At 34.3% G+C, this 12,465-nt stretch carries 12 protein-coding genes; 1 reads left to right on the top strand and 11 read right to left on the bottom strand.

Features of this window, described 5'->3' with window-relative positions:
- Positions 1-80: 80 nt before the first annotated feature.
- The 10 genes from OA86_RS11595 to OA86_RS11550 all read right to left on the bottom strand — a co-directional run bounded on the left by OA86_RS11595 (position 81) and on the right by OA86_RS11550 (position 10,120).
- On the bottom strand, positions 81-749 hold the full coding sequence (locus tag OA86_RS11595) for a methyltransferase domain-containing protein (protein ID WP_246008083.1): 669 nt from the start codon (positions 747-749) through the stop codon (positions 81-83).
- A gap of 29 nt (positions 750-778) precedes the next feature.
- The gene (locus OA86_RS11590; protein WP_039353332.1) at positions 779-1,054 is read right to left on the bottom strand and encodes a hypothetical protein; all 276 of its coding nucleotides are present in this window, start codon (positions 1,052-1,054) and stop codon (positions 779-781) included.
- A gap of 177 nt (positions 1,055-1,231) precedes the next feature.
- The gene (locus tag OA86_RS11585; protein WP_039353329.1) at positions 1,232-2,485 is read right to left on the bottom strand and encodes a DEAD/DEAH box helicase; all 1,254 of its coding nucleotides are present in this window, start codon (positions 2,483-2,485) and stop codon (positions 1,232-1,234) included.
- 214 nt (positions 2,486-2,699) lie between these two features.
- Complete coding sequence (locus OA86_RS11580; protein WP_039353325.1) at positions 2,700-3,938, bottom strand: cation:proton antiporter; 1,239 nt, start codon at positions 3,936-3,938, stop codon at positions 2,700-2,702.
- Positions 3,939-3,943: 5 nt separating this feature from the next.
- Positions 3,944-5,227, bottom strand: a complete 1,284-nt coding sequence (locus OA86_RS11575) for a DUF389 domain-containing protein (RefSeq protein ID WP_039353322.1) — start codon at positions 5,225-5,227, stop codon at positions 3,944-3,946.
- Between the two features lie 150 nt (positions 5,228-5,377).
- Positions 5,378-7,135, bottom strand: coding sequence for an APC family permease (locus tag OA86_RS11570; RefSeq protein ID WP_039353319.1), 1,758 nt, complete (start codon positions 7,133-7,135; stop codon positions 5,378-5,380).
- A gap of 116 nt (positions 7,136-7,251) precedes the next feature.
- Entirely contained in the window at positions 7,252-7,659 is a 408-nt protein-coding gene (locus OA86_RS11565; RefSeq protein WP_260241907.1) for a DUF6438 domain-containing protein, read from the bottom strand.
- Positions 7,660-7,845: 186 nt separating this feature from the next.
- The gene (gene obgE / locus OA86_RS11560; RefSeq protein WP_039353313.1) at positions 7,846-8,844 is read right to left on the bottom strand and encodes a GTPase ObgE; all 999 of its coding nucleotides are present in this window, start codon (positions 8,842-8,844) and stop codon (positions 7,846-7,848) included.
- Positions 8,845-8,926: 82 nt separating this feature from the next.
- Positions 8,927-9,505 (bottom strand): adenylate kinase, encoded by a 579-nt coding sequence (locus OA86_RS11555; RefSeq protein WP_039353310.1) that lies wholly within the window; start codon positions 9,503-9,505, stop codon positions 8,927-8,929.
- Positions 9,506-9,565: 60 nt separating this feature from the next.
- Positions 9,566-10,120: a phosphoribosyltransferase gene (locus OA86_RS11550; protein ID WP_039353307.1), complete on the bottom strand. Its 555-nt coding sequence runs from the start codon at positions 10,118-10,120 to the stop codon at positions 9,566-9,568.
- 173 nt (positions 10,121-10,293) lie between these two features.
- Between OA86_RS11550 and OA86_RS11545 the strand changes: the two genes are divergently transcribed.
- Entirely contained in the window at positions 10,294-11,580 is a 1,287-nt protein-coding gene (locus OA86_RS11545) for an adenylosuccinate synthase (RefSeq protein ID WP_039353304.1), read from the top strand.
- Positions 11,581-11,631: 51 nt separating this feature from the next.
- On the opposite strand, the gene OA86_RS11540 is transcribed toward OA86_RS11545, so the two are convergent.
- Positions 11,632-12,453 (bottom strand): N-acetylmuramidase domain-containing protein, encoded by an 822-nt coding sequence (locus OA86_RS11540; RefSeq protein ID WP_039353301.1) that lies wholly within the window; start codon positions 12,451-12,453, stop codon positions 11,632-11,634.
- Positions 12,454-12,465 lie beyond the last annotated feature (12 nt).

Below are 12,465 nucleotides of genomic sequence, written 5' to 3'. Positions count from 1 at the left end.
TTACATCGTCTAAACTAATGTGGTCTATTTAAGAGATGTTTTCACTAAAAAACTAATGTGACTAATGTGGTTTTAAATGATCACGTTTTCATTTCATAAATTCCAAAAACAAAATCACTTGGATGTTTTTCTAACAACTCATCTTCCATATCAAAAATTTGGTGAAGCACTTTTTTCTTCTCAGGATTTAGCTCAACAAAGTGGTGTGAAATATCTTTCAAAGCACTTTGTAAAATATTATTGCCATAAAATTTTTCCTCTATTGTATTGAATTTTTCGTGAATTGCCGGAAGGATAGAAATAGAATCCACACATTCAGATGGGTCAGCAATGATCATTCTTAAAATTCCGGAACCGTAATAATTGTTTTTGTAAATATTGGTTTTAAAAATTTTTCGGTATTCTTTAGGAATTATTGAAATCGCTTTATTAATATATTTGAGCTGCAATTTTGAGTACTGAAGCCAATTTGATCCTACAAATTCATTAATGATTAGTAAACCATTTGGAACTAAATTTTTGATAACTACTTTCTGCAAAAATTCCGGAATATGGTCAAAATGATGCAGTGAAGCATGAAAGAAAACAACATCATATTTTTTGCTATCAAAGTGATATTCCATGATATTTTCTGCATGGAAAGAAATGTTTTTCAAATTCTTTTCATCGGAAATCTCTTTTGCTTTTTTGAGCAATTCATCAGAAAAATCGTAGCATTCAATCTCACAATTAGGATTGAGTTCTGCCAGTCGAATTTCGTGGCTATAAACTCCTGTGCCTAAGCCAGGATTTTTATTTTCCCTTTTCCTTTAAAATAATTTTTAGTGATGTAATCTTCATAAAGTAGATCTTCATTTCCGGTGATGAGTTTATTCCAGCGTTTCTTCACTTCGGGGACGATCCAAAAACTAGAACCTTCCAGTTGATGATCATTAAATGCACTTTGTGTTCGCTTAAAAGAATTTAAATTGAATTTAGAAAGCAAAAAGGGCAAACCTCTTTGATGAAATTTTATATAAATGTCGGAAAAATCTTCTCGGGTTATAATTCTCATTGTTCTGTATTGTCGATTTTAAAAGAGTTTTGCAAAATAAAAATGTTTTATCTGACCCCTAAAAATACTGTTTTTTGTTGAAATAAAATCTCTAGAAATTTAAAAAACCGCAATAAATAAATATTGCGGTCCTCCATTTCCTTCGCTTCTTTGCGTGACCAATTCGGCGTAGAAAATTTATCTGTTTCTCGTGAAATTACTTTTGTTGTTAGGCTTTTTACTGCCCGTTGTTTCTCTCGACTGCACTCTTGGTCTTGGCGTAAAAGATTTGTTATTCGAATCTCTTTTCTGCGCAACTAAATTGTCCGTGTGAAAAGGATGATCTTTTTCTACCGGTATTTTTTTACCGATCAGTTTCTCCGTATTTTTTAAATTCGCCAGATCTAAACCATCAACAAAAGAGATTGAACTTCCTTCTGCTCCAGCTCTTCCTGTTCTTCCGATTCGGTGAACATAAGTTTCTGAAACGTCAGATAATTCGAAGTTTAAAACATATTTTAACTCGTCGATATCAATTCCTCGAGCTGCAATATCTGTCGCTACCAAAATTCTGGTTTTACCATTTTTGAAATTGGAAAGCGCATTTTGTCTTTGATTCTGAGATTTATTACCGTGAATTGCTTCGGCAGAAATCTTATGGCTTTGTAATTTTCTTGCAATTTTATCGGCACCATGTTTAGTTCTGGAAAATACCAAAACCGATTCTTTGATGTCATTTTGTAAAATATGCGTTAACAATTCAAGCTTATCGTCTTTGTCAACGAAATATACTTTCTGATTGATGGTATCTGCAGTTGCAGAAACTGGTGCTACTTCAACTTTAACAGGATTAGAGAGCATTGAGTTTGCCAACTTGCTTATTTCATCGGGGAAAGTTGCAGAGAAGAAAAGCGTTTGTCTTTTCGGTGGTAACAATTTGATGATTCTTTTCACATCGTGAACAAAACCCATGTCGAGCATTCTGTCTGCTTCATCTAAAACAAAAACTTCTAAGTTTTGAAGGGAAACAATTCGCTGGGAAATAAAATCCAGTAATCTTCCGGGAGTTGCGACTAAAATATCAACACCTCTTCTTAAAGCTTTTTCCTGTGCAGCTTGTTTTACTCCACCAAAAACCACGAGGTTTCTGAGGTTTAAATTTCTTCCGTACGCGTTGAAACTTTCTTCAATCTGAATTGCTAATTCCCGTGTTGGTGTTAAAACCAAAACTTTGATATTATTGTTTCGGGAGTTCTTTTCTGCAAGATTTTGTAGAATTGGAATGGCAAAGGCAGCCGTTTTTCCGGTTCCGGTTTGTGCCGTTCCGAGTAGATCTCTACCTTGTAAAATACTTGGGATTGCTTTTTCCTGAATAGGAGTTGGTTGCGTGTAACCTTCTGTTATAAGCGCATCGAGGATGGGCTTAATTAATTTTAAGTCTGTAAATAACAATATTTTCTGTATTAAAAATGATTGCGGATGAAGTGTTTTACTTCTACATTTTTGGCTTGAAAACGCAAAACTTGTAGAAGTAGTGATTTTCTATTTGAGTAAAAATAAATTACTAAAATGGCTTAAGAATGCCGCTGAATATTTTGCAAAGATAGTTTATTTCTCTTTAAAAATATAAAAGCAATTTAAAACTTATTGTCAAAATCAGATGGTTTTACTTTTTCAAAATTTTCTTTGCCACTGTTCCAATGGTTGTTCCTTGAATTAAAATGCTAAATGCGACACATATATAGGTGACAATCAACAGAATATCTTTGAATTCTGAAGCAGGAAGCGACATCACCAAAGCCAAAGATAATCCGCCACGAAGTCCGCCGAGAATAATTATTTGAGAAGTAGGTTTGTCAACTTTTAATATGGTTAAAGAAGTTTTTCGGGGAATATTAACGGTAAAAAAGCGTGAAACCAGCAAGATTAATATTGTCAAAACTCCAAGAATGATATATTTTAAATTAAAATCGAGAACGACCAAAACCAAAGCAATCATTAAAAATAATAAAGCATTCAAGATAATTTCCAGCAATTCCCAAAATTTCGCGACATATTCTTCAGTTTCATTACTCATGGCTTCTTCTTTCCTAAAATTCCCCACCATTAAACCCATAATTACCATCGCCAAAGCTCCGGAAATATGCATTTGTGCAGAAACGAAATAACCCAACATTACGAAAGCTAAAGTCAGCAGAACTTCTGTTTCGTAATAATCAGTAGTTTTCAGAAGATAATGTAAAATATATCCTAAAATTAATCCGAAAATAATTCCGCCGCCTGCCTCCTGTATGAAGAGCAATCCAAAATGTGGGAAATCAAAATCCACCGCTCCAGAAGCTAACATTTGAGTGAGTGCTATGAAAATTACAACGCCAACTCCATCATTAAAAAGAGATTCACCGACAAGGGTTACCTCAATTTTTTCGGGGACTTTGGCTTCTTTTAAAATACTCAAAACAGCGATTGGATCTGTGGGTGAAATCAAGGCTCCGAAAATAAGGCAATATATAAAAGGTACTTCTAAACCCAACCAATGAGAAACGTAGAAAAATGCTACTGCCACAAAGATTGTTGAAAAAACGACACCTCCCAATGCGAGTACAGAAATATCTTTTAAATATTTTCTCATGCTGAACCAATTCGTATGCATTGATCCAGCAAAAAGGAGGAACCCTAGGAATATATTGATAACGGATTTACTGAGGTCTGTACTAATCACGAGTTCTCTGATTTGATCAAAAGGAACACTGTAATACGATTTGATCACCAAAGAAAAAAGGGAGAGAAGTGAGGACAGAAAAAATAATCCGATCACAAAGGGCAATTTGATAAACCGCTCATTTATATAAGCAAAAAATGCAGCTAGAGAGATAAGTATGATAATGTAGTAGTAAGAAGGCATATTTTTTAATTTCTCTTGTAGACTTCTATCGTATCAATTTTCAGTTTCACTTTTAGCCAATTTTGAAGTATTTTTTCCTGGTCGGTAGTAAGTGCTTTAGTCGATTCGTAAAATGCGACGGGAATAATTTTGGTAGAATCACTTTTATTAAAAATTTCCTGTTTCGCGACAGAAATTGTGTTGAGTTCCGGAATGATGGATTGTGCTTCTGGAAATATATTTTCCGTCTTGAAAGTATATTTTTTTACCTCATTGGTCAGTTCAGAAATGATAGCTTTAGACTGATCTTCAACTTCATTGCTTGCAGCATTTTTGGTGGTTGCGTTGGCGAGAAAAGCACTGTCCTGGCGAATAATTACCCGCGTATTTTCAATTTTATAGGCTTTTAGTTTTTCATTAACTTCCTTTATTTGTACTGCTGAAAATTTTCGGGAGAGAAAGGCTAGTTCAATTTTTTTAGGATTAGAGGAGTATGTAGTTTTTTTGTAAACAATGGTGTTTCCTTTTTCTTCAAATTCTTTTGATAAAAAGTTTTTTACCTTAATTTCGTAATTCTGCTGATCGATAAATCGGTAAGCAAAAAAAATGCTGGGAACAATCATTAATGCAATGATTACGCTGATCCAGATTCTTATTTTGTTCGATTTCTTTTTATCGACCAATTCTACAGCCGGATAATTGAGGAATTTCACAATTACATAAGTTGCAATGCAGATAAAAACACAATTAATGGTATAAAGAAATAATGCCCCGCCGAAGTAGGCGAAATTTCCTGTTGCTAAACCGTAACCTGCTGTACAAAGTGGTGGCATCAAAGCAGTTGCAATCGCAACTCCTGGAATTGGATTCCCTTTTTCAACACGAGTTACCGCAATTACACCAACCAAACCACCAAAGAATGCAATCAAAACATCGTAAATATTAGGTGCCGTTCGTGCAATAATTTCGGAATGCGCTTCTTTGTAAGGACTTAAATAAAAGTATAAAAATGAAACAACTAATCCAACAACTGTAGCGAGCAACAGGTTTTTTAAAGACCGTCGCAACAAATGAAAATCAAACATTCCCAACGCAAAACCGGCACCAACAATTGGTCCCATCAAAGGTGAAATAAGCATCGCACCAATTACAACTGCTGTAGAATTCACATTCAAACCGACAGAAGCTACTAAAATTGCACATGCTAAGATCCAAAGATTAGAACCGTTGAATGAAGTATTGCTTTTTACATTAGCTAGAACTTTCTGCTTGTCTTCTTCGCCATTGTGAAGATTGAAAATATTATTCATTAAAAAAAATTAGAGAAACCAAATTTAGTAAAAGAGAATGAAAACTTTATAAAAACAATATTTGCAGAAGTAATATTTTTGATTGAGATGTAAAACCCTTTGTAAGATAAGTTATATCAAAATATTTTTAGTTTCAAATTCCTATTTTAATTACATGATTAAACGAACTCCGCCCAAATCTGCAACCCGATAACTGAATTGGTCACTTGGAGAAGCGATGAACATAAAGTTTTTAGGGATATTCCATTTCTGGGAAAGTTTATCAATTAATTCTGGTGTGAATTCTCCGATAATTTCTACAAAATCAATATCGATATGCGGATAAGCACGATCTAAAACGCGAAGGTCGATTTTTAATTCATCATTATTTTCGCCCTCTTTCATCACGTTCACGATTTTTAATTTTCGTGTCGTTTCATTATTTTCTACATATTGCATCACTTTATTTAAGATCGCTACATTGTCTTTCTTGGTGAAGAATACGAATTCCTGTGCATTGATTTCATGTTGAAGGCGATTTAATTTCCGGCTGCTCTTGATGGCGAAACCTCGGAAAGGAATATAAATATTTTCTAAAATAGAGATAATACCTTTAATGATTACAATTCGGTTGAGCATAATCATAACAGCGATCAAGGCAGGGAAAAGATATTTTAAAAAAGTAAAAAATGCACCTCCGTTTAAAACGATATTTCCCCAAAATGCAATGATGATAAAAGCAATTGCCACCAAAACAGATAGAATGGAAGCTCTCACCGGACGTGGAAGTTTTCTTCGTTTAAATTTTAAAAGTAAATTCCCGATTCCGAAAAGTGCCATTACTGATAAGAAAGAAAAAGTATAAACTCCCGCGAGAGAAGTGAGATTTCCTCTTGTCACAAACAAGACGGAAATGCAAAGGATAAAAAAGGCGATCGCAATACGATAATGAGATCCTTTTTTATTTTGTTTTAAAAAGAAATTGGGTAAAATTCGATCCAGTGTCATCCGATTGACCAATCCCGAAACTCCGACAAATGAAGTAAGAACAGCTCCACAAAGAACCAAAACCGCGTCTATTGCGATGAAATAAGCCAGCCATTTCCCGCCCGTAATTTCTCCAACATAAGCTAATAAAGAGGTTTGGTGTTCTCCAACGGTAGAAAGTGGTAACACGAAAATAATTATCAAAGCTAAAAGTGGATTAAAAAAGCTTACAATTCCCCACATATTTCTCAAAGTTTTGCTGAAAACTCCGGCTTCCTGTTCTTCTACAAAATTTGCGGAACTTTCAAAACCTGAGATTCCAAGCATCGCGGCAGAAAAACCCAGAAATAATGCTGTGATAATTCCACCTGATTTTATTGGTGTATTCCAATTCAAATGTAAGGTTTCAAAACCGTGATTTGCGATAAACCAAACTCCTGCAAGTACAAGAAGGGAAAGCGATACCAGATGAATAATAAATATAACTACCGCAACATTTGCCGATTCTCCGATCCCCGAAATAGTGAGCATTGTGAAAATAAAAAGTACAATAATGGTCGCGATTATTACATTAATCCATGGCAAAAGATTGTGCAAATAATGCATGGCTTCACTCGCAGAAATTACTGCAGTTGCCATATAAGATAAGACCGTAAGTGTCGCCGCAACTGAAGCAGTACGTTTTGAAGCAGTATTTAACAAAACATTATAAGCACCTCCATTCAAAGGAAGCGCACCTACAACTTCCACATATATTTTTCGAAAAAGGAAAAGAACAACTGCGACAATCAATAAAGAAAGCCATGCATATTGTCCCGCATACATAATGGTAAGCGCAGAAACGTACAGGCAAGAAGAACTAATATCATTGCCAGAAATCGCCGTAGACTGAAGTTCGTTAAGTTTTTTATGAGTCGGTTTTTCTATAGAAAGCGTTTCCATTATAGTTTTTTCTAAATTGTGTTTAAAGATTTCTAATGATTTGGTGTTTGTAAATAAAAAACCCGAAAGTAAATTTAAACGAAAAAATCTGATTAGAAATCAATTTACAAAAAGTATTAATTCACTTTCACCCAAGTTTGATTCGATCGCAAATTTTCCATGAACTTATAAATTTCCGCCAATTTTGGAGTTCCATTTTTACCATAATCTTCAATGTTTTTCGAGGTTCCATCGGCAAAATTAATTCTTAAATATGAAGTTGGAAGATCAGATACATTTCTGTTTTTATATTGATCTTTTAAAGATTTTAAATCAGCGTTTTCTAATAAAAAGATTATTTTAGAAAAGTCTTCTTCTTTAATGGTTGTTTTAAAAGTTCCCTCTTTAGCTTTCGAAAAATCAGCTTTGGAATTTCCTTCAGAAAAAGTGAAATGTTCCGCTTCAATTACCGCAGTTCGGTTCGGATTAATCGTCATTTTAAAAATAGGACAAAAACCAAAACAGGCACCTGCTTCGTATTGAATCTTAGAATATTGATTAGAATTTTGGGTAGTACAAGAAAATAAAAAAGCCGAAAAAATGATAGTAAATAAGTACTTTATAAAATAAATTCAAAAAAATACTTCAACTATTACGCCAAAAATTTATTTGAATCGATCACAAATCGATTATCACCAAATACTTTATAAATATCTAAATACTGAAATTTTTTAAAGATTTTCTCCTTCACCGTGCAATCTTTTCCAGATCGCATCTTTCAATTCCATAATTCCTTCTTGTGTTACACCAGAAAAGAAAATCGGTTTGCGGTCTTCTGGGAATTCTTTTAATATTTCTTGTTTCAGTTCATCATCTAGTAAATCTGATTTAGAAATAGAAATCAAAAAATCTTTGTCCATCAATTCAGGATTGTATTCTTTCAGTTCGTTTTCCAAAATTTTAAATTCTTGAAAATGACTTTCAGAATCCGCCGGAATCATAAACAAAAGAATTGAATTTCTTTCAATATGTCTTAAAAATCGGTGACCAAGACCTTTTCCTTCCGCCGCACCCTCTATAATTCCTGGAATATCGGCCATTACAAAAGATTTGTAATTTCGGTAATCCACAATTCCGAGATTCGGAGTTAAAGTGGTAAAAGCGTAGTTTGCAATTTTCGGTTTTGCTGCAGAAACTGCTGCCAAAAGGGTAGATTTTCCTGCATTCGGAAAACCAACAAGACCTACATCTGCCAAAAGTTTCAGCTCAAAAATTACAAAACCTTCTTCACCCTCCATTCCTGGTTGTGCAAAACGTGGAGTTTGGTTGGTAGAAGTTTTGAAATGTTCGTTTCCTTTTCCACCTTTTCCACCATGTTTGATGATGATTTCCTGGCCGTCTTCTAAAATTTCAGCGATGATCTCACCTTCTTCATTTCTGGCAATTGTTCCCAGTGGAACTTCAATATACATGTCTTCACCATAAGCCCCGGTCAACTGATTTTTCATCCCGTTGTGACCTTTTTCAGCTTTGATGTGTCTTGTGTAACGAAGTGGTAAAAGCGTCCATTCATGAGCGTTTCCTTTCATAATTACATGACCGCCTCGTCCGCCGTCTCCGCCATCAGGACCACCTTTTGGAATATATTTTTCACGACGAAGATGCGAAGAACCTGCACCACCGTGACCTGATTTACAATGAATTTTAACGTAATCTACGAAATTGGACATAATTTTTAATTTTTAGGACTCAGATAAAAAAGAGTTTTTTAAGGATTTAATAATTTAAAACCAAAATCCCTTTTGCTGCAACCTATTTTATTTTTTCTACTTCTGCAAAAAGTTTTTCAGATATTTCATCGATTGCTCCGACTCCGTTTACTTCGACATATTTGCCTTGTTGTTTGTAGAGTTCAGCAATTTCTGCAGTTTTTGCGTAATATTCTTTAATTCTATTTCTAATAATTTCTTCGTTGGAATCATCAGTTCTTCCACTTGTTTTACCTCTGTTCAGAAGTCTTTGCACTAACATTTCATCATCAACAACCAAAGAAATACAGATTGAAATTTTATCATTCAAAACTTCTTTTACGATTTTTTCCAGTTCCTCAGTTTGGTTGGTCGTTCTTGGATAACCATCAAAGATGAAACCTTTTGTAGGAGATGGTTTTTTAACTTCATCGGTCAACATATCGGTCGTAACTTGATCAGGAACCAATTCACCTTTATCGATAAATGATTTTGCGAGTTTGCCAAGTTCAGTATCATTTTTCATATTGTAACGGAACAAATCACCGGTAGAAATTTGTTTCAGATTAAATTTTTCAATTAAATTCTGAGCCTGTGTGCCTTTTCCGCTTCCTGGAGGACCAAATAGAACGATGTTAATCATTTTTTACTGTTTGAATATTTTGAAATTTGCTTCTTAATATATTTATTTCAAAAAGTCGCCTTATTCATTAATACGACCTTCTTCTAACTGATATAAATCTTTTAGATTTCTTCCTAATTCATCATAATCTAAACCGTATCCCAAAACAAATTTATTCGGAATTTCTTTACCAACATAGTCCAATTTGAAATCTTTCTTGTAAACATCGGGCTTTAAAAGGAAAGTCGCTAATTTTACTGATTTTGGTCTTTGGGTTTCTTTAAAATATTGAAAAAGACTTTCCACGGTATTTCCCGTGTCCACAATATCTTCGACCAAAATAATATGACGGTCTTTAATATCTTTCGTCAGTTCCATTTTTTGGTAAACAATTCCTGTAGATTGCGTTCCGGCATAAGAACTCATTTGCAAAAATGCAATTTCGCATTTCCCCGGATAATGTTTCAAAAGGTCAGAGAAAAAGAGAATTACACCATTTAAAACTCCAATAAATACAGGTGTTTCATCCTTGTAATCTTCGTAAATTTTGAGTGCAGTAGCTTTTACAATTTCCTGAATTTCCGGATCTTTCAGATAAGGAACGAATGTTTTGTCGTGAATTTGTACAGATTCCATAGATTGTTTTCAAAGTGCAAATTTAAGGTTTTTTAAGGGATTTTTTTGTATTTAAATTTTTGTCGCTCCTAAATGAAAGTTTGCTAGTAAAAAAGATGATTATTTATTCCTAAATTTTTGCCCAAAACTTTTAATAAATCTATTTTTGTAGAAATCTATAAAAAAAGTAAAATATGGCGACTTATGTGGTTGTTGGTCTTCAATATGGGGATGAAGGAAAAGGCAAGATAACAGACGTTTTATCGGCGAAATCTGATTACGTTGTACGTTTTCAGGGAGGTGATAATGCGGGACATACTGTGTACGCAGGTGAAGAAAAATTTGTTTTACACTTGCTTCCATCAGGAGTTTTACAGTGCAAAGGTAAATGTATCATCGCAAATGGAGTAGTAGTAAATCCTAAAGCTTTCTTAAAAGAAATTGGACAACTTGAGGCGAAAGGAATGCGTACTGATCACGTTTTTATCAGCAGAAGAGCGCACGTAATTATGCCGTATCATATTTTACTCGACACTTATCGCGAGGAAGAAGAGGAGGGAACTCATATTGGAACAACCAAAAAAGGAATTGGTCCTTGTTATGAAGATAAAATCGCTAGGGTTGGAATCAGAATGGTTGATCTTTTAAATCCTGAAGTTCTTGCTGAAAAAGTGAGAAAAAATTTAAAAATAAAAAATTCTCTTTTTGAAAAATATTTTGAAAAACCAACTTTAGAATATGACGAAATTTACAATGAATTTTTAGAATTAGGGCAAAAACTAAAAGATCGCATTGTTGATACTGAAGTTGAACTGAACCAGGCGATCCACGATGGAAAAAATATTTTGTTTGAGGGCGCGCAAGCTGCAATGTTAGATATTGATTTTGGAACCTATCCATATGTAACATCATCTTCACCAACAACAGGCGGAGTTTGTTCAGGAGCTGGAGTTCCGCCGACAAGTTTGCAAAATTTAATTGGAGTAGCAAAAGCGTACACCACAAGAGTTGGAGAAGGACCATTCCCAACTGAACTTGATAACGAACTAGGCGAAAAAATAAGACAAATTGGTTTCGAATTCGGTGCAACTACAGGAAGACCACGAAGAACGGGTTGGCTCGATTTAGTTTCATTGAAACACGCAACAATGATCAACGGAATCAATAATTTAGTGATCACAAAACTGGATGTTTTATCAGGAATTTCTCCAATAAAAATAGCTACGAAGTACAAAACTGAAGACGGAAAAATCATCGATTACTTTACATCATCAACTACCAAATTATACAATTATGAGCCGATGTACGAAGAATTGGAAGGTTGGGATGAAGATCTTACCAAAGTACGAAGTTATGATGAACTCCCGGAGAATGCGAAGAAATATATCGAGTTTATCGAAAAATATTTAGGGATTAATGTTTATCTGGTTTCTGTAGGACCAGAGCGAAGTCAGAACATTATCCGAAAGGAATTATTTTAAAAATGGAAGAGCTGGGAATAATATTTTCCCAGCTTTTTTTTTGAATTTTATTTAAGAATATTTCTCGTAGGCCTTTTGTAATTTTTGGTCATATTTATTCAATTTATAACTTGCACCATTATATTTCTGTGCCACTTTCGCCCAGTTTCTATTACGTAAATCGGTCATAATGTTATTGACCTCAAGGAATTTACCGAACGCTTTTAAATGTTCTCTTTCATGAAGGTACATTTTATCTACAAAATCCTGTACCGAAGCGTAGCCCAAACTCACTGCATGATAACCCATGATCTGAAAACTTCCCCAAGATGCTGAAGCTAAAGCGGCTTCCTTTACTTTAGGGTCTGAACTGATCGCAATGGCTTGATTGAGTCGGTCATATTCTTTTACCCCGCCTTGGTAAAAAGCTTTCGTCCATTTTGGATAAAGAACATTTCTGTTGGATGAATTTAAAAGCGTTTCTGGTTTTATACCTCTTTTTTGAAGTTGCTGCCAAAAAACATGACCTTCGAACAGTATTTTTGGTTTCCCATTGATCAGGAAACCTTTGCCGGAACTTTCTACTTCGTTGACTGCTTTCACAGCAGCCAATTCAAGATTGTGAGCTTTTGAAAAATCTTTTAGATCTGATTCAGAAAGAAATAGATTGTTATTAGAAAAAATTTTAGAACTCTTATCGAATAAGACTTGCCATGTTTTCATTCCTACAATTCCGTCGCTTACGAGGGAGTTTTTTTTCTGAAAATCTTTTACTGCAACATCTACTTCGAGTGTAAATGAATCAGAAATTTTTATTGCATATCCTAATTTGTGTAGCATTTCGCAGAGGGTATAAACTTCCGGTGCTTTTGCTCGGTACTTTAAAGCGATCATAATTATTAGTTT

The sequence above is a fragment of the Kaistella jeonii genome (genome assembly GCF_000812865.1).
Taxonomy (GTDB): Bacteria; Bacteroidota; Bacteroidia; order Flavobacteriales; family Weeksellaceae; genus Kaistella; species Kaistella jeonii.
This window is presented reverse-complemented; position numbering and strand designations above follow the sequence as displayed.

Excerpts from the sequence above, each read along its gene's own strand:
- obgE (WP_039353313.1), bottom strand. The coding sequence starts at position 8,844 with ATGTCCAATTTCGTAGATTACGTTAAAATTCATTGTAAATCAGGTCAC.
- OA86_RS11545 (WP_039353304.1), top strand. The coding sequence starts at position 10,294 with ATGGCGACTTATGTGGTTGTTGGTCTTCAATATGGGGATGAAGGAAAA.
- OA86_RS11575 (WP_039353322.1), bottom strand. The coding sequence starts at position 5,227 with ATGAATAATATTTTCAATCTTCACAATGGCGAAGAAGACAAGCAGAAA.
- OA86_RS11540 (WP_039353301.1), bottom strand. The coding sequence starts at position 12,453 with ATGATCGCTTTAAAGTACCGAGCAAAAGCACCGGAAGTTTATACCCTC.
- OA86_RS11555 (WP_039353310.1), bottom strand. The coding sequence starts at position 9,505 with ATGATTAACATCGTTCTATTTGGTCCTCCAGGAAGCGGAAAAGGCACA.
- OA86_RS11580 (WP_039353325.1), bottom strand. The coding sequence starts at position 3,938 with ATGCCTTCTTACTACTACATTATCATACTTATCTCTCTAGCTGCATTT.
- OA86_RS11550 (WP_039353307.1), bottom strand. The coding sequence starts at position 10,120 with ATGGAATCTGTACAAATTCACGACAAAACATTCGTTCCTTATCTGAAA.
- OA86_RS11590 (WP_039353332.1), bottom strand. The coding sequence starts at position 1,054 with ATGAGAATTATAACCCGAGAAGATTTTTCCGACATTTATATAAAATTT.
- OA86_RS11570 (WP_039353319.1), bottom strand. The coding sequence starts at position 7,135 with ATGGAAACGCTTTCTATAGAAAAACCGACTCATAAAAAACTTAACGAA.